This is a genomic window from Ruania suaedae (assembly GCF_021049265.1).
GTDB classification, from domain to species: domain Bacteria; phylum Actinomycetota; class Actinomycetes; order Actinomycetales; family Beutenbergiaceae; genus Ruania; species Ruania suaedae.
The window spans coordinates 1,717,012-1,736,379 of record NZ_CP088018.1; the positions used below are offsets into that span (position 1 = coordinate 1,717,012).

General features: G+C 70.7%; 20 protein-coding genes. 7 read left to right on the forward strand and 13 right to left on the reverse strand.

All coding sequences use genetic code 11. From position 1 onward, the window contains the following. Positions 1-54: 54 nt before the first annotated feature. Complete coding sequence (locus LQF12_RS07925) at positions 55-1,047, forward strand: aldo/keto reductase (protein WP_231055412.1); 993 nt, start codon at positions 55-57, stop codon at positions 1,045-1,047. A gap of 29 nt (positions 1,048-1,076) precedes the next feature. Here the strand turns inward: LQF12_RS07925 and LQF12_RS07930 are convergent, their stop codons facing one another. The 6 genes from LQF12_RS07930 to gdhA form a co-directional block, all read right to left on the reverse strand. Beyond that, the gene (locus tag LQF12_RS07930; RefSeq protein ID WP_231055413.1) at positions 1,077-2,393 is read right to left on the reverse strand and encodes an alkaline phosphatase family protein; all 1,317 of its coding nucleotides are present in this window, start codon (positions 2,391-2,393) and stop codon (positions 1,077-1,079) included. A 10-nt stretch (positions 2,394-2,403) separates the two neighbouring features. Then, a complete protein-coding gene (locus tag LQF12_RS07935) occupies positions 2,404-3,126 on the reverse strand; it encodes a glycerophosphodiester phosphodiesterase (protein WP_354004705.1) in 723 nt (240 codons plus the stop codon). Further along, positions 3,123-4,508, reverse strand: coding sequence for an extracellular solute-binding protein (locus LQF12_RS07940; protein ID WP_231055415.1), 1,386 nt, complete (start codon positions 4,506-4,508; stop codon positions 3,123-3,125). The genes LQF12_RS07935 and LQF12_RS07940 overlap by 4 nt, the downstream gene beginning before the upstream one ends. A gap of 83 nt (positions 4,509-4,591) precedes the next feature. Next, positions 4,592-5,518, reverse strand: a complete 927-nt coding sequence (locus LQF12_RS07945; RefSeq protein WP_231055416.1) for a carbohydrate ABC transporter permease — start codon at positions 5,516-5,518, stop codon at positions 4,592-4,594. Then, positions 5,515-6,477: a carbohydrate ABC transporter permease gene (locus tag LQF12_RS07950; RefSeq protein WP_231055417.1), complete on the reverse strand. Its 963-nt coding sequence runs from the start codon at positions 6,475-6,477 to the stop codon at positions 5,515-5,517. The genes LQF12_RS07945 and LQF12_RS07950 overlap by 4 nt, the downstream gene beginning before the upstream one ends. A 233-nt stretch (positions 6,478-6,710) precedes the next feature. Then, the gene (gene gdhA, locus LQF12_RS07955; RefSeq protein ID WP_231055418.1) at positions 6,711-8,051 is read right to left on the reverse strand and encodes an NADP-specific glutamate dehydrogenase; all 1,341 of its coding nucleotides are present in this window, start codon (positions 8,049-8,051) and stop codon (positions 6,711-6,713) included. Positions 8,052-8,208: 157 nt separating this feature from the next. Here gdhA and LQF12_RS07960 point away from each other — a divergent pair, with 157 nt between their 5' ends. Further along, complete coding sequence (locus LQF12_RS07960; RefSeq protein ID WP_231055419.1) at positions 8,209-9,186, forward strand: DUF2510 domain-containing protein; 978 nt, start codon at positions 8,209-8,211, stop codon at positions 9,184-9,186. A gap of 16 nt (positions 9,187-9,202) precedes the next feature. Here LQF12_RS07960 and LQF12_RS07965 read toward each other — a convergent pair whose 3' ends face one another. From LQF12_RS07965 to LQF12_RS07980, 4 genes are all read right to left on the reverse strand, one after another. Then, entirely contained in the window at positions 9,203-10,405 is a 1,203-nt protein-coding gene (locus tag LQF12_RS07965) for an ABC transporter permease (protein WP_231055420.1), read from the reverse strand. Then, on the reverse strand, positions 10,402-11,289 hold the full coding sequence (locus LQF12_RS07970) for an ABC transporter ATP-binding protein (RefSeq protein ID WP_231055421.1): 888 nt from the start codon (positions 11,287-11,289) through the stop codon (positions 10,402-10,404). Before LQF12_RS07970 ends, LQF12_RS07965 begins: the two co-directional genes overlap by 4 nt. A 115-nt stretch (positions 11,290-11,404) precedes the next feature. Beyond that, the gene (locus tag LQF12_RS07975; protein ID WP_231055422.1) at positions 11,405-12,103 is read right to left on the reverse strand and encodes a response regulator; all 699 of its coding nucleotides are present in this window, start codon (positions 12,101-12,103) and stop codon (positions 11,405-11,407) included. Next, complete coding sequence (locus tag LQF12_RS07980; RefSeq protein WP_231055423.1) at positions 12,100-13,488, reverse strand: sensor histidine kinase; 1,389 nt, start codon at positions 13,486-13,488, stop codon at positions 12,100-12,102. Before LQF12_RS07980 ends, LQF12_RS07975 begins: the two co-directional genes overlap by 4 nt. A 123-nt stretch (positions 13,489-13,611) precedes the next feature. On the opposite strand from LQF12_RS07980, the gene LQF12_RS07985 reads away from it, so the two are divergent. The 5 genes from LQF12_RS07985 to LQF12_RS08005 all read left to right on the forward strand — a co-directional run bounded on the left by LQF12_RS07985 (position 13,612) and on the right by LQF12_RS08005 (position 17,504). Then, on the forward strand, positions 13,612-14,601 hold the full coding sequence (locus tag LQF12_RS07985) for a siderophore-interacting protein (protein WP_231055424.1): 990 nt from the start codon (positions 13,612-13,614) through the stop codon (positions 14,599-14,601). Positions 14,602-14,810: 209 nt separating this feature from the next. Continuing rightward, a complete protein-coding gene (locus LQF12_RS07990; protein WP_231055425.1) occupies positions 14,811-15,632 on the forward strand; it encodes a hypothetical protein in 822 nt (273 codons plus the stop codon). A 28-nt stretch (positions 15,633-15,660) separates the two neighbouring features. Further along, positions 15,661-16,563 (forward strand): hypothetical protein, encoded by a 903-nt coding sequence (locus tag LQF12_RS07995; protein WP_231055426.1) that lies wholly within the window; start codon positions 15,661-15,663, stop codon positions 16,561-16,563. A 43-nt stretch (positions 16,564-16,606) separates the two neighbouring features. Further along, entirely contained in the window at positions 16,607-17,023 is a 417-nt protein-coding gene (locus LQF12_RS08000; protein WP_231055427.1) for a thioredoxin family protein, read from the forward strand. A 37-nt stretch (positions 17,024-17,060) separates the two neighbouring features. Beyond that, positions 17,061-17,504: a DUF4395 domain-containing protein gene (locus tag LQF12_RS08005; RefSeq protein ID WP_231055428.1), complete on the forward strand. Its 444-nt coding sequence runs from the start codon at positions 17,061-17,063 to the stop codon at positions 17,502-17,504. Here the strand turns inward: LQF12_RS08005 and LQF12_RS08010 are convergent. The 3 genes from LQF12_RS08010 to LQF12_RS08020 are packed head-to-tail and all read right to left on the reverse strand — an operon-like array spanning position 17,501 to position 19,287. Next, positions 17,501-17,716 carry a hypothetical protein gene (locus tag LQF12_RS08010; RefSeq protein WP_231055429.1) on the reverse strand — a complete coding sequence of 72 codons (216 nt, stop codon included), beginning with the start codon at positions 17,714-17,716 and terminating at the stop codon, positions 17,501-17,503. The two genes, LQF12_RS08005 and LQF12_RS08010, sit on opposite strands and share 4 nt — an antisense overlap. Further along, the gene (locus tag LQF12_RS08015) at positions 17,713-18,702 is read right to left on the reverse strand and encodes an LLM class F420-dependent oxidoreductase (RefSeq protein ID WP_231055430.1); all 990 of its coding nucleotides are present in this window, start codon (positions 18,700-18,702) and stop codon (positions 17,713-17,715) included. The genes LQF12_RS08010 and LQF12_RS08015 overlap by 4 nt, the downstream gene beginning before the upstream one ends. A 9-nt stretch (positions 18,703-18,711) precedes the next feature. Beyond that, the gene (locus LQF12_RS08020) at positions 18,712-19,287 is read right to left on the reverse strand and encodes a DUF4126 domain-containing protein (RefSeq protein ID WP_231055431.1); all 576 of its coding nucleotides are present in this window, start codon (positions 19,285-19,287) and stop codon (positions 18,712-18,714) included. Positions 19,288-19,368: the final 81 nt, after the last annotated feature.

A 19,368-nucleotide genomic window follows, 5' to 3' on the forward strand; every position in this document is an offset into this window, starting at 1 on the left:
CCGGAATCGGGAGGCGCTGCCGCGTCTCCTGCGTCGGCACAGCCAGGAGAAACCATGCAGCATCGTCCGCTCGCGCGCACTGGGCGTCAGGTCTCCGCCATCGGCCTGGGCACTTGGCAGATCGGTGGTGGCTGGGGCGACGTCGCCGAAGCCGACGCCCTGGCGGTGCTGAAGGCCTCCGTCGATGCAGGCGTCACGGTGTTCGACACGGCGGACGTCTACGGCGACGGGCGCAGCGAAGCACTCATCGGTCGCTTCCTGAACCAGCACACCCAGCCCCCGGTCACCGTGGCCACGAAGATGGGCCGGCGCGCCGACCAGACGCCCGAGAACTACACGCTCGAGAACTTCCGTACCTGGACCGCCCGCTCGCGCGAGCACCTGGGCGTGGACACCCTCGACCTGGTGCAGCTCCACTGCCCACCCTCGGCCGTGATCGAGGACGACGCCACCTATGACGCGCTCGATGCCCTGGTGGCCGACGGGATGATCGCCGCCTACGGCGTCTCGGTGGAGACGTGCGCGCAGGCGCTTGCCGCGATCGAGCACCCGAACGTGAGCAATGTGCAGATCATCCTCAACCCCTTCCGGCTCAAGCCGCTGGAGGAGGTCCTGCCGGCCGCGCAGGCGGCCGGCGTGGCAGTGTTCGCACGCGTGCCGCTCGCCTCGGGACTGCTCTCGGGCCGGTACACCGCCTCGACCACCTTCGCCGAGGACGACCACCGTACGTTCAACCGCCACGGTGAGGCCTTCGACCGGGGTGAGACCTTCTCCGGAGTCGAGCTCGGAGTCGGCGTGAGCGCCGCCGCTGAGCTCGCCGAATCACTCCCGGAGGGCGTCACGCTGCCGGCGGCGACCCTCGCGTGGATCGCCAGCCGGCCCGGGGTCACGACCGTGATCCCCGGTGCGCGCGACGCCGTCCAGGCACGAGCCAACGCCGCGGCCGCCGATCTGCTGACCGAGGGCCTGGACCTTGACGCCTTCGACGCTGCCGTGCGTGAGGTCTACGACCGCCGCCTGAGGGACTCCGTGCACCCACATTGGTGAGCAGGGGCCATCCGGAGCGGGCCCAGTCCTCAGATCGCCGCGGGAACCGCGGCGAGCATCGAGGTGACGACTGTGCCCTCGCCGTCGGGCAGGTCCAGCCCGAGCAGGTGCGCGAAGGTGGCCGGCTCGTCCAGCATGCTGCGCCGTCCCGCGTCGGCCCCCGGAGCGAAATCCGGGCCGGCACCGATGAAGACCGGCTGGCCCCCGTGCCGTGGTGCGTGCCCGTGGGCGCCTCGCAGCGGCGGGAAGTCCTCGTCGCCGGTGCGCACCACCACGCGACGTTCCCAGAGCATCCCGACGATGACGCCGGGCTCGGACTCGACCACCCACTGGAACGGCCCGTCGAGGCCGTACTCACGCAGGGTCTCCTCGGCGGTCCAGATCTTCTCGACCCGGTACTGCGGGTCGGACTCGATCTCGACCAGCAGCGCCTCGACCTCCCGCCGGCGTGCGGCGGACAGCCCGTCGGCGAGGAACAGCTGGCCGGAAAGCCCGGCGCCGAGACAGAAGACGTCCCAGTCGGCCAGGGTGCCGTCGTCGTGGAGGCGCAGGAAGCCCCGCTCGAGGAAGAGCGCGTTGAGGTTGGTGTGCTGTTCGACGTCGACGTGGCCGTGGTCGGAGACGAGCACGATATTGGTCGAGTCCAGGTCACCGTTGCCCTCGAGCACCTGCAGGTAGGTCCCGAGCGTGGCGTCGACCTCCCGCAGGGCGGCTTCCACGTGTGGGCCGTAGGAGCCACCGGCGTGGCGTGCGGTGTCGACCTCGACCAGATGGACGAACATCACATCCGGTCGCTCGGCGCGCAGCACCTCGGCGGAGACGTGGTTGACGAAGTCGAAGTACTTGCCCTTGCGCCTGTCGGCGTGGATCAGCGGCAGATTCGGCCGGATGTAGGTCTCGTACGAGCGCGCGTCGGTGGTGCGCAGGTACTGATCCTCCAGACCGTCGAAGACCTGCGGGCACGCGATCTCCGGCACGAGATGGTCCACGCCGGAGGCGTTGCCGGTCACCGGCCACTGCACGGCCGCGGTGCTCAGACCGGCCCGATGAGCGACTTCGAAGAGGGTCGGCACCCGGATCATCGAGGCGTCCCAGAACCAGGCGGAGGCATCGCCCCGGCCGGGCTGGAACTGCAGGTTGTTGAAGATCCCGCTGCGCGCGGGAGGGCACCCGGTGATCTGGGCGGTGTGGTTGGGATAGGTCACCGAGGGGTAGATGCCCTCGATCTCGGCGATCGCTGCCCGCTCCAGGATGCGGGAGAAGGCGGGAAGGGTGCGGGCGAAGGGGATGTCGTCGGTGTGCATGGCGTCAACGGAGACGACGAGCAGCTTGTTCGGCACGGTCACGGTTCCTTGTCTAGAGGGTGCGGTCGGTGAGCAGCGCGGTGAGCTCGGCCCGGCACCACGCCGGGTCGTCCGCGGTGACGAGATCGACGCCGGCGGCGAGCGCGGATCGCACGTCCGCCGTGGTGAGCACTGGCCACCCGCACACGAGGGCGCCGTCGGCGTGGGCGTGGGCCACCACCGCCCGGTCGAGGTGGCGTACCTGCACCGCGAGGGAGGCGGCGCGAAGCGTGCGGACGGCGTCCAGGGCCGCCGGCGAGGCGGCACGGGAGATGACCCCGACGGCGAGCGCCGGGGCCATCCGGCGCACCGTGGCCAGGATGTCGAGATCGAAGCTGGTGATGGTCACCCGGGAGGCGAGCCCGGACGAACGCACCAGCTCGGCCACCGCTTCTGCAGCCGCCGGAGCCTTGATCTCGACATGGATCTCGATGTCGATGGCCGCCAGCGCCTCGGCGAGCGAGGGGATGCGTTCGCCACCGGCCAGCTCGGCCTCCTGCAGCTGGACCCAGGTGAGGTCCCGGACGGCGCCGGTCCGGCGCCCACCGACGGCGGTGCGGTCGAGTGTCGCGTCGTGGATCACGGCCAGCTCGCCGTCGGCGCTCAGGTGCACGTCGAGCTCGATGGCATCGGCCCCGTCCGCGACACCGCGGGCGAAGGCGGTGAGCGTGTTCTCCGCACTCACCGCCGCCGCACCGCGGTGTCCGACCACACCAGGGGTGGCAGCAGGGGTCACTGCACGCCCACGGCCTCGAGGTCCTCGCGGTTGTCCTCCAGCAGGGACTCGTACTCGCCGCGCAAGGTGTCGATCGACTCCTGGATGTCGCCGTTGTCGCCGGTCAGACGGGCGAAGGCCTCGCTCAGCGAGGCGGTACCGGAGTTGAACCAGTTCACCGGCGCGACGGTCTGGGCGTTCTCCAGCTGCTGGATCGCCACCGTGAAGTTCGGGTCGCTGGCGTGCAGCTCCTGGACCTCCGGTTCGTCCTGGGCGGCCTTGACGATCGGCACGTACCCGGAGTCGATGTGCCACTTGCCGGACACCTCGGGCCGGGCGAGGAAGCGCAGCAGCTCCGCGGTGGCGTCCTGACGCTCCTGGGACTCCGAGCGCACCATCGAGAAGCCGGACCCACCGGTCGGGACGGTAGGGGGCTGGTTCACCTCACCGGGCATGAACGCGGCACCGAGCTCGAAGTCGACGGCCTCGGTCAGGCCGCGCATGGAGGCGGTGGACCCGTGCACGGCGGCGACGAGGCCGGTCTGGAAGTCGGTGTGTGCGGCCTGTGCCATGTAGGCGTTGCCGTCCACGTGCACCCACTCGTTGGCGAACGTCATCAGCTCGCGCACCTTCTCCTCGTCCGGCATCACGTCGAAGCCGTCCGACCACACGCCGTCGAAGGCCCACAGCCAGGAGTTGGCGAACCACGCGTCGCCGGAGGAGTAGGCGAAGGTCTTGATCGGCTGCCCGGCGCTGGAGACGGACGAGATCTCCGAGCCCAGCTCGCGCAGCTGGGACCAGGTGTACTGGGTGTCCACCGGCAGACCGAGGTCGTTGAAGAGGGTCTTGTTGTAGTAGAAGAGCGGGGTCGAACGCGCGAACGGCACCACGAAGGTCTGGTCCTCGGCCTTGCTCTCCTCGGTGAAGTTCTCCAGGTAGACGTCGAGGTTCCACTCGTCGTCGAAGTGGGGGTCGAGCGGGGCGAGCGCGCCGGCGAAATAGAACTGCAGCCACTGCATCTCGGGGAAGCAGACCATGTCCGGCACCGCCCGGGCCTGCAGGGCGGCGGTGAAGGCGGTGTTCAGGTCGGCGTACCCACCGACGGACTCGATCGCGGCGTAGATGTCACTCTGGGCCTCGTTGAACATGGCGAACTGCTCGCTCATCGCCTCGAACAGCCCACCGGTCCACGGTGCCCAGAAGAGGATGTTCGTCCGGCCGGCGTATTCGGAGGGGATCTCGCCGAGCGCGGCCTGGCTGAAGCCGCTGCGCAGGTTGCCGGCAGCCTCCGATCCGCCATCGGATGCCGAGACCGGTCCGGTGCAGGCCGCGAGCGCGGCGGCCCCGGTGCCCAGCCCGAGGGCGGAGAGCAGGTGACGGCGGGTCAGGGTCAGGTTGTGCACGGGTGCTCCTTGGTGGGGACAGGTGACGTCGAGTGCTCGACGCACGGCTAGGGGTGCTCGCTCGCGCGAGCGGTTCGAGGACCTCAGCCCTTGAGGGCGCCGGCGGTGATGCCGCCGATGATGCGACGCTGGGCGAGGAAGAAGACGATGAGCATCGGAGCAGCCACGATGACGGTGCCGGCCATGACCGGGCCCCACGCGTCATAGCCCTCCTGGCTGCGCAGGAACATCAGCCCGATCGGCAGGGTGCGCATGTCGGAGGTGGAGGTCACGATCAGCGGCCACACGAAGTCGTTCCACTTCGTGATGAGCACGATCAGGGTGGCGGTGAGGATCATCGGGCGGCAGATCGGGATCACCACCGCATGCATGCGGCGCATGTGGCTGGTGCCGTCCATGCGTGCGGCGTCGACGAGTTCCTCGGGGACCTGGCGCATCTGCTGGTAGATCAGGAACATCGCGAAGGCGGAGCCGATCCCCGGCAGGATCAGGCCCTGGTAGGTGTTGAGCCACCCCAGGTTGGAGATGGTGATGTAGTTGACCAGCAGGGTGATGTGGCCGGGCAGCATCAGCGAACCGACCATCACCGCGAAGACGATCATCTTGCCGCGGAAGTAGACGAAGGCGAAGGCATAGGCCGAGAGCAGCGCCACCCCGATCTCGAGCGCGGTGCCCACCACCGTGGTGATGATCGAGTTCCGCAGGAATGCTCCGAACGGTGCTGAGGTCCAGGCGTCGGCGAAGTTGCTCCACTCCAGCGAGCTCGGCACCCACGTCAGCGGGTAGGTGTAGATCTCGTGCTCGGGCTTCAGAGCGGAACTGAACAACCAGTACAAGGGTACGGCGAAGAGGGCGAACGTGGCAGCGATGAGGACGTACAGGGCCATCGTCGCCGGGAGCGGACGGCGAGGGCCTGGCCGGCGGCGAACGGGCCTGGGGCGAGGCGCCGCGGTGGCGGGCGGAGCGCCCGGGGACTCGAGCTCGTCCTTGCGGTCGATCGTGAGGCTCATGAGTAGTGCACCTGCTTGCTCGCGTACTTGGTCTGGACACCGGTCACGATCAGCAGCAGCACGAACATCACCGTGGCGGTGGCGGCGGAGGTGCCGATGTTGAAGTCCACGAAGGCCTGGTCGTAGATCATCCAGGGCAGGGTGGTGCTCGACGTGCCGGGGCCGCCCATGGTCAGGGTGGCGATGATGTCGAAGGTCTGCGCGGCGGCGATGATCCCGGTGACGGTGAGGAAGAACGTCACCGGGCTCAGCAGCGGCAGCGTGATGTATCGGAACAGCGGCAGCCCGCGGGCGCCGTCGAGGGAGGCGGCCTCGTAGATGTCCTTGGGCAGGTCCAGGATCGCGGTGTAGTAGATGATCGCGACGAAGCCCAGCCGTTGCCAGGCATAGGCGATCGTGATCGACCACAGCGAGAAGTCCGAGGTCGTCGTCCAGGAAGGTGACTCCATGCCGAACATCGAGAAGAGCCAGCGGCTCAGCCCGTAGTTCGGGTCGAACATGAACAGCCAGAGCACACCGATCGCGGCACCGGGAAGCATGTGCGGGGCGAATGCGAGTGTGCGCACGAGCCCGGAGAAGCGCAGCCGTTGCGCCAGCAGCGCACCGATCGCCATGCCGCCGAAGAGCGTGCCGATCACGGCCACGAGCACGAAGATCGCGGTGTTGCGCAGGGCATCCATCAGCATCGAGCCGGACTGGAACAGTTCGATGTAGTTGTCCAGGCCCACCACGACCGGGGCGGGTTGGACGAAGTCCCAGTCGGTGAAGCTCAGGACGAAGTTGTAGAGGGTGGGGTAGTAGCCGAACACCACGATCGCGGTGAGATTGGGAAGGATCAGCGCCCAGAAGAGCGCACCCTCGGCGAGGCGTCGGCGCCGCAGCTGTGGCGAGCTACGGCGCGGTGGTGGCGCCGTGCGGGACCGCGGGGGCCGCCGCACGGGCTGCAGCAGGGTGGTCATCGATCTCGTCTCGTCTGGGATGGCGTGGCGCCGGGAGGCCACCGCAGCAGCGGTGGTCGGTCCCGGGTACGCGCCCAGTCAAGCGAGTCGAGGTGAGCGGATCAGGAGCGAGAGGTGACTTCTGCCGGACGAACGCGCAAACGCGTCCAGGCGAGAGATCGGGTGACGAAAGGGCGAGATCACCCGCCCCCGGCTGGGGGCGGGTGATCAGCGGGTGAACGGCGAGGGGAGGCTCAGACGACGCCGAGGTCGAGCATCGCGTCGGCGACGCGGCGGAAGCCCGCCACGTTGGCGCCCAGGACGTAGTCACCGGGGGAGTCGCACTCCTCGGCGGTCTCGAGGCAGCGCCGGTGGATCGAGCGCATGATCTCCTCCAGCCGGGTCTCGGCGTGGGCGAACGACCAGGACTCGCGGGCCGCGTTCTGCTGCATCTCGAGCGCACTGGTGGCGACGCCGCCGGCGTTCGCCGCCTTCCCGGGGCCGAACGCGATGCCCGCCTCGTGCAGCGCGTCGACGGCCTCCGGGGTGCAGGGCATGTTCGCCCCCTCGGCCACGGCGATGACGCCGTTGCGGATCAGCGTCCGCGCGCCTGCCGCGTCGAGCTCGTTCTGGGTGGCGCAGGGAAGCGCGACCTGGCACGGCACGTCCCAGATGGTGCCCCCGTCGATGAAGCGGGCGCTCGGACGGGCATCGGCGTACTCGTGGATCCGGCCCCGTCGCACCTCCTTGATCTCGCGCAGCAGGGCGACGTCGATCCCGTCCTCGTCCACCACGTAGCCGGAGGAGTCCGAGCAGGCCACGACCGTGCCGCCGAGCGAGTGCACCTTCTCGATGGCGTACGCGGCCACGTTGCCGCTGCCCGAGACGACCACGCGTCGACCGTCGAGGTCGGTGCCGGCCGCCTCGAGCATCTCGCGCAGGAAGAACACCAGGCCGTAGCCGGTGGCCTCGGTCCGGACGTGGGAACCGCCCCAGGCAAGCCCCTTGCCGGTGAGGACCCCTGCCTCGAACCTGTTGGTGAGGCGCTTGTACTGGCCGAACATGTAGCCGATCTCGCGGCCACCGACTCCGATGTCACCCGCGGGCACGTCGGTGTCGGCACCGATGTGACGGGACAGCTCGGTCATGAACGACTGGCAGAAACGCATCACCTCGGCATCGGAGCGACCCTTCGGGTCGAAGTCCGAGCCGCCCTTGCCGCCGCCGATCTGCAGTCCCGTCAGCGCGTTCTTGAAGATCTGCTCGAACCCGAGAAACTTCACGATCCCCAGGTCCACGCTCGGGTGGAACCGGAGGCCACCCTTGTAGGGGCCCAGCGCGGAGCTGAACTCGACCCGGAAGCCGCGGTTGACGTGCACTCGGCCCTGATCGTCGGTCCACGGCACACGGAAGATCAGCTGCCGTTCGGGTTCGCACAGCCGTGGCAGGATCCCGGCCTCGAGGTACTCGGGGTGGCGGCGGATCGCCGGACCGATCGACTCGAACACCTCACGCGCAGCCTGGTGGAACTCGGGCTCGTGCGGGCTGCGTGCCGTGACGTCGTCCAGCACGGACTGCAGGGAACGGTCGAGCATCGAGGACCTCTCGTCGTGGGAAGGGTGCGTGGCGGGCCGTGCGACGGTGCTCGCCGATGGGGAGTCCGCCACCGCGAGAGCGCCACGGACGAGAGTACGATCACCGGTGCACGACGTCGAATCATGAGGGGCCGTCCGGCCGGGAGCAGGGGTGGGTATGTCGGTGCCGGCTGGGTGGTATCCGGACCCGCAGGAGCATGGGTGGGTGCGCTACTGGGACGGCGCGGGCTGGACCGAGCGACGCGGCCCGGTCGCGCCACCTGCGCCGGTGCCGGGCACGCCGGGAGCGTACGGGCCGACCACGCCGCCACCGCCGAGGTCGGGCCGCACCGCCCTCCTCGTGGTGTTGGGCGTCGCAGTGGTGGTCGTGGCGATCGTGGTGATCGTGGCGGTGCGGCTGATCTCGGGCCTGGGATCGGACCTGGAACCAGCGGTTGCGCCGACCCCGTCGGTCGCGACGGTGCAACCGTCAGATCCCGGTACCGACCCGCCCCTGCCGCCACCGGGCGGCACGCTCGCGCCGGGCGAGACCGCTGCCGTGCAGGTACCCGACGGCGGCGCCGCGAGCTTCACGCTCGTGGTCGACGAGCCCGGCGTGTACTGGCTGGACACCCTCTCCGAGGACGGTGTAGACCCCCGGCTGGAGGTCACGGCCGCCGACGGGACGCGCTGGAGTGACGACGACGGATCGGTGGAGTCGGAGAACTCCTACGACGCGAGCCTGACGATGGTGCTGCAGGCCGGCGAGCACGAGGTCCTCGTCGAGGATCTGCGCGAGTCCGGTCTCGCGTTCGACCTGCAGGCAGGAGGGGGGCCGGCCGCCGGCGCGGAGATCGGTGCGCAGGAGTTCACCGCCGCGGAGGGCCAGACCTGGTCGCGGCAGCTGCAGCTGGAGCCGGGCCAGACCCTCAGTGTCGACGTGGTGGCCGATGAGGGCGACGCGGTCGCCGGGATCGGGCTGGCGGACGGCACCTACGAGGAGAACGACGACCGCGAGGCGGACGCCCCGGACACCGGCGACTCGCTCGACCCCTACGTCTCGGTCACCGCCACCGAGGGCGGAACCGCGGTCGTGCTCGTCCGGGGCTACGAGGACGCGGCCGTCAGCGGGACGGTCACGATCGCCGTCGAGTAGGCCGCGCCGGGCGCCCTCAGCTCTCCAGCCGTAGCGCCTGACGCCAGCTCAACGCCGTCCCGCCCTGCATGACGGCCCGTTGGTAGATCCGCTCCCCGCCACGCACCATCAGGTAGGCCGCTGCCCCCGTCAGCAGCAGTGAGACGATCGGCTGCCAGAGGGCGACATCGCCGGCGAGGAGGCGGACCGGCATCGCCACCGAGGACATGACGGGGACGAAGCTGGCCGCGGTGAGCAGGGGCCCGGTGGCGAAGAGGCCCACGAACAGCACGGCCATGATGACCACGATGATCGGTCCGGTGTTCGACTGCAGGTCCTCCGCGCGGCTGGCCAGGGAGCCGAGTACTGCCCAGACGGCGGCGAGCGCGAGGAAGCCCACCGCGAAGAAGGCGATGAACCAGCCCGAGGCGCCCACCATCCAGCCGATGTCCTGGGCCAGCCCGGCGGCGTTCACGGCGACGAGTCCGACCACGGCGTACAGCGCGATCTGGGCGAACGCCAGGATCGAGTTGCCCAGCACCTTGCCGTAGAGGAGCTGACGGACCGGGATCGCGGTGGCGAGGATCTCCACCACGCGGTTCTGCTTCTCCTCCAGCACCGAGTTCGCGATCGTCATCCCGAACATGATCGCGGCCATGTAGAACAGGAACGCGAAGACAAATCCGAGGACCTGCGCCGCCACGTTCTGGCCCGAGTCCTCGTTCAGCAGCTGTACCGCCAGCTCGCTGCCGGCCTCCAGCTCCGCCAGTGAGGATCCGGCGGCGGCGGCGTTCTCCGCCAGGACCGCGTCTCGCACGGCCTGAGTCATGGCGCCCTGCAACGCTCCCGGGATCTCGTCGTCCCCGACCAGGACGTAGCCCTCGCCGGTGCGGACCAACCCGGCGTCGGCCTCGCCGCCGCCGACGGCGTCACGCACCTCCTGCGCCGAACCCGCGGCAAGGAGCTCGAGCTCGTCACCTCCGGCCTCGATCGCCTCGGCCGCTGTGTCCGCGACTGTGGCCACCGCCTCCTCGGCCGTGGCCACCGTGTAGGTGCTCGTGCGCGCGGACAGGAAGGCGGAGAGGGCGACGGCCGCAATGAGCATGACCGTGGTCAGCACGGTGGAGAGCACGAAACTACGGTCGGTGATCTTGACGAGGATCTCGCGGGAGGTGACCGTGCGCCACGGTGCGCGCACCAGCACGCGTTCGGTCGTCTCCTCGGTCGCGGCGGGGCTCATGCGGTCACCTCACGGTAGATGTCGGCCAGGGTGGGCACCAGCGGCGTCAGCTCGGTCAGTCCGAACGCGGCTGCCCGGGTGATGAGTGCGCGATCCAGCGGGCCGGGGGATTCGACGATCGCGGTCGCGCCGTCGACGTCGAGCACCTGCAGGTCCGCCACCTCCCGCAGCCAACCGGCGTCGGGCGGGGTGGTGATCCGGAAGCGCCTCGGCCCGCGGCTGCGCAGCGCGTGTGCGGTGCCCGAGGCCATCACCACGCCGTCGGAGAGCACCACCAGCGAGTCGCAGAGCCGGTCCACGAGGTCGAGCTGATGGCTGGAGAAGAGCACCGGGACGCCGTCACGCAGCTTGTCGCTGAGCAGGTCGACCATCGAGTCCACCGCCACCGGGTCGAGCCCGGAGAAGGGCTCGTCGAGGATGAGCGCGGTGGGGCCGTGCAGCAGGGCCGCGGCGACCTGGACCCGCTGCTGGTTGCCCAGGGAGAGGGACTCGAGCTTGTCCTTGGCGCGCCCGCCGAGCGAGAAGCGCTCGAGCAGCCGCTGCGCCTCGGCGGCGGCGTCGCCTCGGGTGAGGCCGCGCAGCTGCCCGAGATAGCACAGCTGATCCAGGATGCCCTGCTTGGGATAGAGGCCGCGTTCCTCGGGCATGTAGCCGAAGGCGGCACGGTCGGCGCGGGTGATCGGCCGGCCGTCCCAGAGCACCTCACCGCCATGGCGGGCCAGGACGCCCATGATCATGCGCATGGTCGAGGTCTTCCCCGCCCCGTTGGCACCGACGAAGCCGGTCATGGTGCCCGGCTCCACGGTGAACGAGACGTTGTCGACGGCGACCTTCTCGCCGAACCGTCGGGTGAGGTCGCGGACCTCCAGGGCAGGTGCGGACATGGCACTCCTTCACGCCGGCTGATTGAGATTTCCAGCCTAGGGAGAGTGACCCTGCGGCCGCCTCGCCCGGGCGGCGGAGATCCGGTGCTCCCCCGTGCGGGGGAGGTGCGGCGACTTAGGGGCGGGTGGTCATCCCCGCACGATGGGCGTAGACGACCGCCTGCACCCGGTCCCGGGCTCCGATCTTGGCGAGCACGTGCGAGACGTGCGTCTTCACGGTCGACTCCCCGACGAACAACCGGGTGGCGATCTCGGCGTTCGACATGCCCTCGGCCATGAGCGCCAGCACGTCGCGCTCGCGCGCGGTGAGCGCTTCGACCGGGTGCGCCGCCGCCGGTGGTGGTGGGGAGCCCTCGCCCGGCCCTGCTCCGCCGGCCGGAGCCTGATCCTGCTTTCCCTGCACCAGCCGCTGGATGACCCGGACCGTCAGTTCGGGAGCGAGCAGCGCATGCCCCTCGGCCACGGCGTGGATGGCAGCGACGAGCTCGTCCGGGTCGGCGTTCTTGAGCAGGAAGCCGCTGGCGCCGGCCTCGAGGGCCGCGAACAGGTAGTCGTCGCGGTCGAAGGTGGTGAGGATGATGACCTTGGCGAGATCCTCCCGGACGATCTGCAGCGTCGACTCGATCCCGTCCATGACCGGCATCTGGACATCCATGAGCACGATGTCGACGTCGTCGCGGCGCGCCAGGTCGAGGCCGGCCCGTCCGTCGGCCGCCTGACCGACCACCTCCATGTCCGGTTCGACCGAGAGCACCATCGCGAAACCCGAGCGCACGAGCGCCTGATCGTCGACCAGCCCGATCCTGATCGTCATCCGGTTGCTCCTTCGGTACTCGGGGCTGCGTGTGCCGGTTCGGCTCCGGCCGCGCTCCGGTAGGGAAAACGTACCCGGACCCGCCAACCCGGTCCGGCCGTGCGCGGCCCGGCCTCGACATGCCCATGATGGAGGGCTGCCCGTTCCCGGATTCCCCGCAGACCGTACCCTCCGCCCGACGTCCGTCCACGCGGCCGGCCGGCGTCGAGAACCTCCACCTCGAGCCACGACGTCGTCTCCTCGCCCCCGGTGCGCACGGTCACCGAGGCGCGCCGCGCGCTGGAGTGCGTGCGCACGTTCGTCAAGGACTCCTGCACGCACCGGTAGGCGGACAATGACAGCGGATCCGAGATCCGCGCGAGGTCTCCGGCACGCGCCTCGACGATCTCCACGTCCACCTCCAGACCGGCCTCGCGGTGCGTGTGGGCGAGGGCATCGAGATCGGCCAGCCCGGGCTCGGGGGCGCGGGAGAGCCCGTCGTGTCCGTCGTTGCGCAGGATGTGCAGCAACGTGCGGAGCTCGCTGACGGCCTCCCTGCTGGTGACCTCGATCGTGCGCAGCGCCTCGGTGCTACGCGCGGGGTCGACCGGGAGGGTGCGCCGGGCGGCGGCGGCCTGGACGCCGATCACCGAGACGTGATGGGCGACGACATCGTGCAGCTCACGGGCGATGCGGACACGTTCGGCGAGCACCGCCTGCGTCGCCAGTTCGGCGGCCTGCCCGGCGATCTGCTCCGCCTGCGTACGCACGCGCTCACGGTCCAGAGCCGTACGCCAGGCGGTGCGGCCGATCAGCACGGCCCCACCGAAGTAGGCGCCGTTGAGCAGCGCGGTGTAGACCACGAAGGCGAGCATCGGCGGCAGGGGCCCTGCCGCATCGACGAACACGTCGTCCATCTGCGTGGCGGCATTGGTGACCGTCAGGGTGATCGTGATCCACAGTGCCATCGCCAGGACCACGGCGGCCATCAGGATCCACAGCAGGCGACGGTCCTTCGCCCAGGCGACCGCGGTGTACAGCGCCGCGAAGTAGGCCACCTGGAAGGGGGCCGAGATCGAGACCTCCGGGCTGAGATAGCTCAGGACGACGAAGAGCATCGAGGCAGCCATCAGGCACGGCAGCGGCCAGCGCCGGCGGATTCCGAGTGGCGTCGCCATGAGGGCGATCGCCAGGTAGGCGCGCCACGTCGGCTCCTCGGGGATCCGCATGCCGTAGGACTTCGACAGCGCCACCACCCCCAGCGCGACCGCGAGATAGACCAGCGCACCGACGACGTCGTGGCGTCGCTGGGACGGCGTCGGGCCGGGCCGTTCCCACCACGGTTCGTCCGGGTCGTTCAGCCAGGCGAAGAGTCGCCGGCCTCGGGTCGTCTCGGTGGTGTCCATCGTCGCCCGAGCGTAGCCGCCACCCGCACCCCGCACCTCCCTCGTACGACGGAGACGGCGCCGGAGAGTTGATTTGCTCACTTGGGGATCACGAAAGTCGCATAGCCATGATTGACTGAGGCAATGCTCACCTCACTCGCCGATGCCCAGGACGTGCGCAAGGACGACCGCCCCGCGTACCGGCCCTACGCCGTGAGTGTGCGGGCGCTGCGCCGGTTGACACCGCACTTCGTCCGGGTGACCTTCACGGGGCCGCAGCTGCAGTGGTTCGGGACCGATGGTGACGATCAGCGGATCAAGCTCCTGTTTCCCTGCGCGGACGGCACGCTCGATGACATCGGGGCCGATGACGAGGCGACCTGCCTGTCGGGCTCGTGGTACGAGCGCTGGCGCGGCCTGCCCGTCGAGTCGCGGGGAGCCATCCGGACCTACACGGTCCGGGCGGTGCGCCCCGACCAGGCCGAGGTCGACGTCGACATGGTCGCCCACGGTGAGACCGGACCGGCCTCGCGCTGGGTCGGGCAGGCCAGGGTCGGCGATCGGCTGGTGATCAGCGGCCCGGACGTGCGCTCCGCGGGCTCGGCCGGCGGGCGGGACTGGGCCCCCGGGGACGCGCGCGAGGTGCTGCTGGCCGGTGATGAGACCGCAGCGCCGGCGATCTGTGCCATCCTCGAGCGGCTGCCGCCGGGGCGCCGGGCCACGGCGTTCATCGAGGTTCCCGCGGCCGGTGACCAGTTGCCGCTCGAGCTGCCTGCCGGGGTTTCGATCCGGTGGCTGGCGCGCGAGGGGCGTCCGCACGGAGCACTGCTGCTCCCGGCCGTGACGAGCTGGGCGCGCCGGCACGGCGATCTGATCGGGCCGGGCAACGGCGGGGCCGAGCTGGAGGAGGTCGACATCGACTCCACCATCCTCTGGGACACGCCGGTGCTGCGCCAGGCCCCGGACACCTGTGGGCGCGGGGAGCGCTGCGGGGGAGCGTTCTACGCCTGGTTCGCCGGTGAAGCCGGGGTGATCAGGGCGCTGCGTCGCACCATGGTGAGCGAGATCGGCCTGTGCCGGCGCCGGGTGGCGTTCATGGGCTACTGGCGCGACGGGCGTGCCGAGGGCCAGTAGCCCCGGCGGCGCAGGAGGTCGCCGCGGTACCATCGCGTCACCGGCAGCCGCCTCGTGCGCAGCCCGGCCCAGCACGTCCCACAATCCCTAGTGAAGCCGCTCCGTACCCGCCATCGGCGCGTCGGCGGACAGCAGGTCCCGGTCGTTCGGGGGAGCGGCCGGGACCTGCCTCGTCCACCGGGGGACCGGTCATCGACGATGGAGGTTCCATGTTCCCGATCGGCTCCGCCCCACTCCCGACGGCGTCCGCTGAGTTCGACGCGCGCCTGTGCGCGGGCCTCGTGGAGACGCTGCGCCCCGATGCAGGTGTTCCGCAGGTCGCTTCGGTCCTGGCCGCCGACGGGCGGATCCTCTCCTTGGACCTCGGCCTGACGGGCCTCGAGCTGCGCGCCCGGGGGTTGCGCACCTCCCGTCCGGCGAGCCTCGAGTCGACGGGGGAACTTCTCAGCCACACCGATGACGTCGTCGTCCGAGCACGGCCGATCGTGGTCGACGGCGTCCCCGTCCACGCCGAGGCGCGGGTGCAGGGCCTGGTGCTGGGATACCGCAGGGATCCCGACGGGCAGTGGTGGCTCGGGGCCGAGCAGCCGGCCGCGGGGGCGTTGTCCGGGCGCGCGCGGCTGCAGACCGACCTCGACACCCTCGAGGTCGGTGCCCTCGCGCTGCTCGGTGAGCGGGTCGCCGCGAGCGGGTTCACGCTGACCGGGGCGCACCTGACGGCGACCTGTCCTGACCCCCGCCGCGTGCAGATCGAGGTGGAGGCCACGATCAGGCGCGGGCCGCTGCGGGCAGTGATCATCGGCAGCGGCTCGGCCGCCGTCGGGACCGACATGGTGCTGCGCCTGAGCGATCTCGCCGTGCGTAGCCCGAGTCCGCTCGTGGCGATGGCGCTCGGCACCGTACGCGCACGCCTGGCGCCGTGGGAGGGGCACGAGATCGACCTCAGCGCACTGACGTTCGGCAGTGTGGGCGACGTCGCGCTCGCCGTGCAGGGGCGCAGCATGGTGCTCGAGGCCGATCTCGGGCGCTGATCCGCGGCCCCGGTGCCAGAATGTGCCGATGACCGATCCGCTCGTGGACGCTGCCGCGAGGGTCTACCGCGCCCGCCCGGAGGAGTTCGTCGACGTCCGGAAGGCTGAGGCGGCGGCCCTGGCACCGAGTGCACCGCAGGCGGCAGCCCTGATCCGGTCGTTGCCGAAGCCGGTGCGTGCGGCGTGGGCGGTGAACGTGCTCGTCGCCCGGATGCCGGAGCGCCTGGCGCAGCTGCTCGACCTCGGTGAAGCCTTGCGCCGGGCCCACGTGCAGCCCGACGCCGAACGCCTCCGGTTGCTCGCCCGGGAGCGCCGCGTCCTCGTGCACGCCATCGAGCGGGAGCTGGGCGCGCTGTGCACCGAGCTGGGGGTGCCGCTGAGCGCGAGCGCGCTGGACCAGGTGAACCAGACTCTTGCTGCCGTCCTGGCCGAGGAGGCCGCGGAGCGGGCGGTGATCACGGGCAGGCTGACCAAGCCGCTCGGGCCCGGTGTCGATCCCGTCGCGGCGACGGCACTGGCCGATGCTCCTGGGCGCCGTCCACGCGGACGTCGCCCGGGCGCCGTCGTCGTGCCCGTCCCGGAGCTCGCTCCCGACGAGGTCCCGGGCCCTCGCCCGGGCCGGGCTGCTCAGCGCGGGCGTCACGAGGCGGAGATCCGCGCAGCCCGGCGTCGGGTGGACCGCTTGCAGGCGGCGCTGGACCGGATCGAGTCGGAGCTGGCCGGCCGGGCCGGATCCCTCGCCTCGATCCGGTCCGAGGCGCTGCAGGCCCGCCGCCGCTGGGAAGAACTCGAGCGGGAGGCGGCCCAGGTGGCGAGGGAGAAGGAGCGAGCCGAGCAATCGCGCCGGCATGCGCAGGAGGCGCTCGACGAGGCTGCCGACCTGCTGGCATCCGCCGAGCAGAGCGGACGTCTCACCGAGCGAGACGCCTGAGCGGCGGGAACGAGCGGGGGTGCCCGCGGCCTAGCCTCACTCCATGGCCGACCTGTGGATCCGACTCGCTGCCGTGGCAGCGCTGCTCGCCGCCGCGACCGTGGCGTGGCTGCTGGTCCAGCGTCGGCGTGCGCCGCGCTCGGTCCGGCACAGCAGCGGGCTCGCGCGGATCGCTGCCGCGGTCTCCGTGCCGAGCGGGCCCGAGGGAGTGGTGGTGCAGTTCTCCGGACCGTACTGCTCGGCCTGCGGCCCCAGCGCCCGGTTGTGGCGGACGGTCGTGGGGCCGGAGGCGTTCGTCGAGCTGGATGTGAGCGAGCATCTGGAGCTGGTGCGCACCTTCGGCGTGCTGAGCACGCCCACCAGCCTCGTCTTCGACGGTGACGGCACCCTACGTGCCCGGGTGAGCGGGGCGCCGTCCCCCCGACGTGCCCGCGAGGCGCTGGCACTGGCGACCGGCTGAGATCGACGACGGCGAGACGATCCGGAGGAGACAACACATGTCACAGGCAGCGCAGGGTATCGATCCCCGTGGCCCCAGGGTCGGGGCCGCGATCACCAGCATCCTGCTGATCGCCGTGATCATCCTCGACCCACAGGCCGGCCTGGTGGTGCTCGCGGTGGTCGTTGCCTCGTTCGCCCTCGGCGCGGCCGCGGGCGTGGGGCGCACCTGGCAGGGCCTGCTCTACCGCCGGCTCATCCGGCCGCGGCTGCGGCCACCCGCCGAGCTGGAGCACCCGGCGCCGCCGAGGTTCGCCCAGGCCGTCGGGCTGGTCATCACCGGTCTCGGGCTCACTCTCGGTCTGCTCGGCGTCGCGTGGGCGCCTCCCGTCTTCGCCGGCGTGGCGCTGGTGGCGGCGTTCCTCAACGCGGCCTTCGGGTTCTGCCTGGGGTGCGAGATGTATCTCCTGGTGCGGCGGGCCCGCACGCCCCGCGCTGCCTAGCGGCGTCGCCGGTTCCACCAGGTGGCCACGAACGGCCACGAGAACGCGATCAGCGCGCAGAGCACGAGCGTGCCCCCGAACCCGAGCCCGAGGCGGTAGGCCACCAGGTTGATCAGCAGGATCACCCCGAGGGTGATCAGCATCTGCTTGGTCCCCATCCGCCACAGCCGGCGGTCGCGGTGGATACCCGGACGCTGCGGGCTGCTGGTCATGACGTCAGCTCCGGCAGCACCTGCTGCTCGAACATCTCGATCCCGGAACGGTCGTAGGCCGCCTCGGGGAAGTACAGGATCGCGTAGGTCATGCCGGCCTCCTGCATCGCGCTCAGACGCTCGACGATCTGCTCGGGGGTGCCTGTGGTGAGCGAGGTGCGGTACTGCTCGGTGATCGCCCGGGCTCGCTCGTCCCCGAGGGAGGAGGTCATCCGTTCCTGCAGCAGCCGCAGCCGGTCGGCCACCTCGGCTTCGGTGGCCCCGATGGCCACGTTGTAGTTGGAGGAGCGGACGATGGCATCGACGTCGGTACCGACCTGCGCGCAGTGCTCGGCGAGTATCGCGCTCTTGTGCGCGAACCCTTCCGGCGACCCGTCGAAGTTGGTGTGGGTGGCATACCGTGCGGCGATCCGCAGGGTGACCTTCTCCCCGCCCCCGGCGATCCACAACGGCAGGCCGCCCTCCTGCAGCGGGCGCGGTTGCACGATGGCGCCGTCGACCTGGTAGTGGGTACCGTCCAGGGTGGCCGAGCCCTCCGTCCAGGCCTGCCGCATGATCTGCACGCCTTCGTCGAGCATGCCCAGGCGGACGCCGGCCCGCGGGAACCCGTATCCATAGGCCCGCCACTCGTGCTCGTACCAGCCTCCGCCGATCCCCATCTGGGCGCGCCCGCCGGAGATGACGTCGACCGTCGCGGCCACCTTGGCGAGATAGGCGGGGTTGCGGTACGCCATGCACGTGCACATCTGGCCGAGCTTGACCCGCGACGTCGAGGCCGCGAACGCTGCCATCAGCGACCACGCCTCATGGGTGGCCTCGTCGCTGGGCTCGGGTGTGGTGTGGAAGTGGTCGTAGACCCAGATCGAGTCCCAGGCGCCGGCGTCGGCGACCTGCGCGAGGCCATTCATCGTGCTCCAGTGGTCGACGGGGTCGATCCCGACGAGGTCGAAGCGCCAGCCCTGGGGGATGAAGAAACCGAATCTCATGGGCACAACCTACGCCGGTCGGCGTCGCCGCCGCTGCACCCGCCACCCGATGAGTGCCGCGGCGAGGACCAGCACGATGACCAGGACCGGCAGCAGCAGCGCGACGATCGTCAGGGCCACCGAGGTGATGTCCTCGACCGTGGACGCCACCGGTGCGCCGACACCGGCGGTGGAGAGATTGATCCCGGCCCGTGCCGTGGACTTGCCGACGTGGGTCAGCAGCGCCAGCACCACACCGCAGGCGAAGGGCACCACAGCGGCGCTGGTGAAGAACTCGGCGGGATCGGTCGTGGCCGGGGTCACGGCCCCGGATCCGGCGGTGAAGACGATGCCGCCCGCCGTCGGCCGCACGATCGTCTGCAGCAGATCATTGACGTGATCGACGGCCGGGACCTTGTCGGCCACGATCTCGACCGCGAGCAGCACGCCCAGGATCACCAGCACCCACTCGTTCGTGATCCAGGCCCACTCCCCGGGCAGTTCGAGGACGGAGGTGAAGCGGCCGAGCAGCCCGATGATGAGCATGGGCACATAGGCATTGAGTCCGGAGGCCAGCGCGAGTCCGCTCCCGGTGAGCAGCTCCACCGCTCAGCCCCCGGCCACGGTGGCGGTCCGGGGCACGTCGGCGCCGCGGGACGCCACGAGGAGGGCCGGCAGCATGGGCAC

Excerpts from the sequence above, each read along its gene's own strand:
- LQF12_RS08010 (WP_231055429.1), bottom strand. The coding sequence starts at position 17,716 with ATGACCAGCAGCCCGCAGCGTCCGGGTATCCACCGCGACCGCCGGCTG.
- LQF12_RS07960 (WP_231055419.1), top strand. The coding sequence starts at position 8,209 with ATGTCGGTGCCGGCTGGGTGGTATCCGGACCCGCAGGAGCATGGGTGG.
- LQF12_RS07990 (WP_231055425.1), top strand. The coding sequence starts at position 14,811 with ATGTTCCCGATCGGCTCCGCCCCACTCCCGACGGCGTCCGCTGAGTTC.
- LQF12_RS08000 (WP_231055427.1), top strand. The coding sequence starts at position 16,607 with ATGGCCGACCTGTGGATCCGACTCGCTGCCGTGGCAGCGCTGCTCGCC.
- LQF12_RS07985 (WP_231055424.1), top strand. The coding sequence starts at position 13,612 with ATGCTCACCTCACTCGCCGATGCCCAGGACGTGCGCAAGGACGACCGC.
- LQF12_RS08015 (WP_231055430.1), bottom strand. The coding sequence starts at position 18,702 with ATGAGATTCGGTTTCTTCATCCCCCAGGGCTGGCGCTTCGACCTCGTC.
- LQF12_RS07925 (WP_231055412.1), top strand. The coding sequence starts at position 55 with ATGCAGCATCGTCCGCTCGCGCGCACTGGGCGTCAGGTCTCCGCCATC.
- LQF12_RS08005 (WP_231055428.1), top strand. The coding sequence starts at position 17,061 with ATGTCACAGGCAGCGCAGGGTATCGATCCCCGTGGCCCCAGGGTCGGG.
- LQF12_RS07975 (WP_231055422.1), bottom strand. The coding sequence starts at position 12,103 with ATGACGATCAGGATCGGGCTGGTCGACGATCAGGCGCTCGTGCGCTCG.
- LQF12_RS07970 (WP_231055421.1), bottom strand. The coding sequence starts at position 11,289 with ATGTCCGCACCTGCCCTGGAGGTCCGCGACCTCACCCGACGGTTCGGC.
- LQF12_RS07965 (WP_231055420.1), bottom strand. The coding sequence starts at position 10,405 with ATGAGCCCCGCCGCGACCGAGGAGACGACCGAACGCGTGCTGGTGCGC.
- LQF12_RS07980 (WP_231055423.1), bottom strand. The coding sequence starts at position 13,488 with ATGGACACCACCGAGACGACCCGAGGCCGGCGACTCTTCGCCTGGCTG.
- LQF12_RS07995 (WP_231055426.1), top strand. The coding sequence starts at position 15,661 with ATGACCGATCCGCTCGTGGACGCTGCCGCGAGGGTCTACCGCGCCCGC.
- LQF12_RS07945 (WP_231055416.1), bottom strand. The coding sequence starts at position 5,518 with ATGAGCCTCACGATCGACCGCAAGGACGAGCTCGAGTCCCCGGGCGCT.
- gdhA (WP_231055418.1), bottom strand. The coding sequence starts at position 8,051 with ATGCTCGACCGTTCCCTGCAGTCCGTGCTGGACGACGTCACGGCACGC.
- LQF12_RS07950 (WP_231055417.1), bottom strand. The coding sequence starts at position 6,477 with ATGACCACCCTGCTGCAGCCCGTGCGGCGGCCCCCGCGGTCCCGCACG.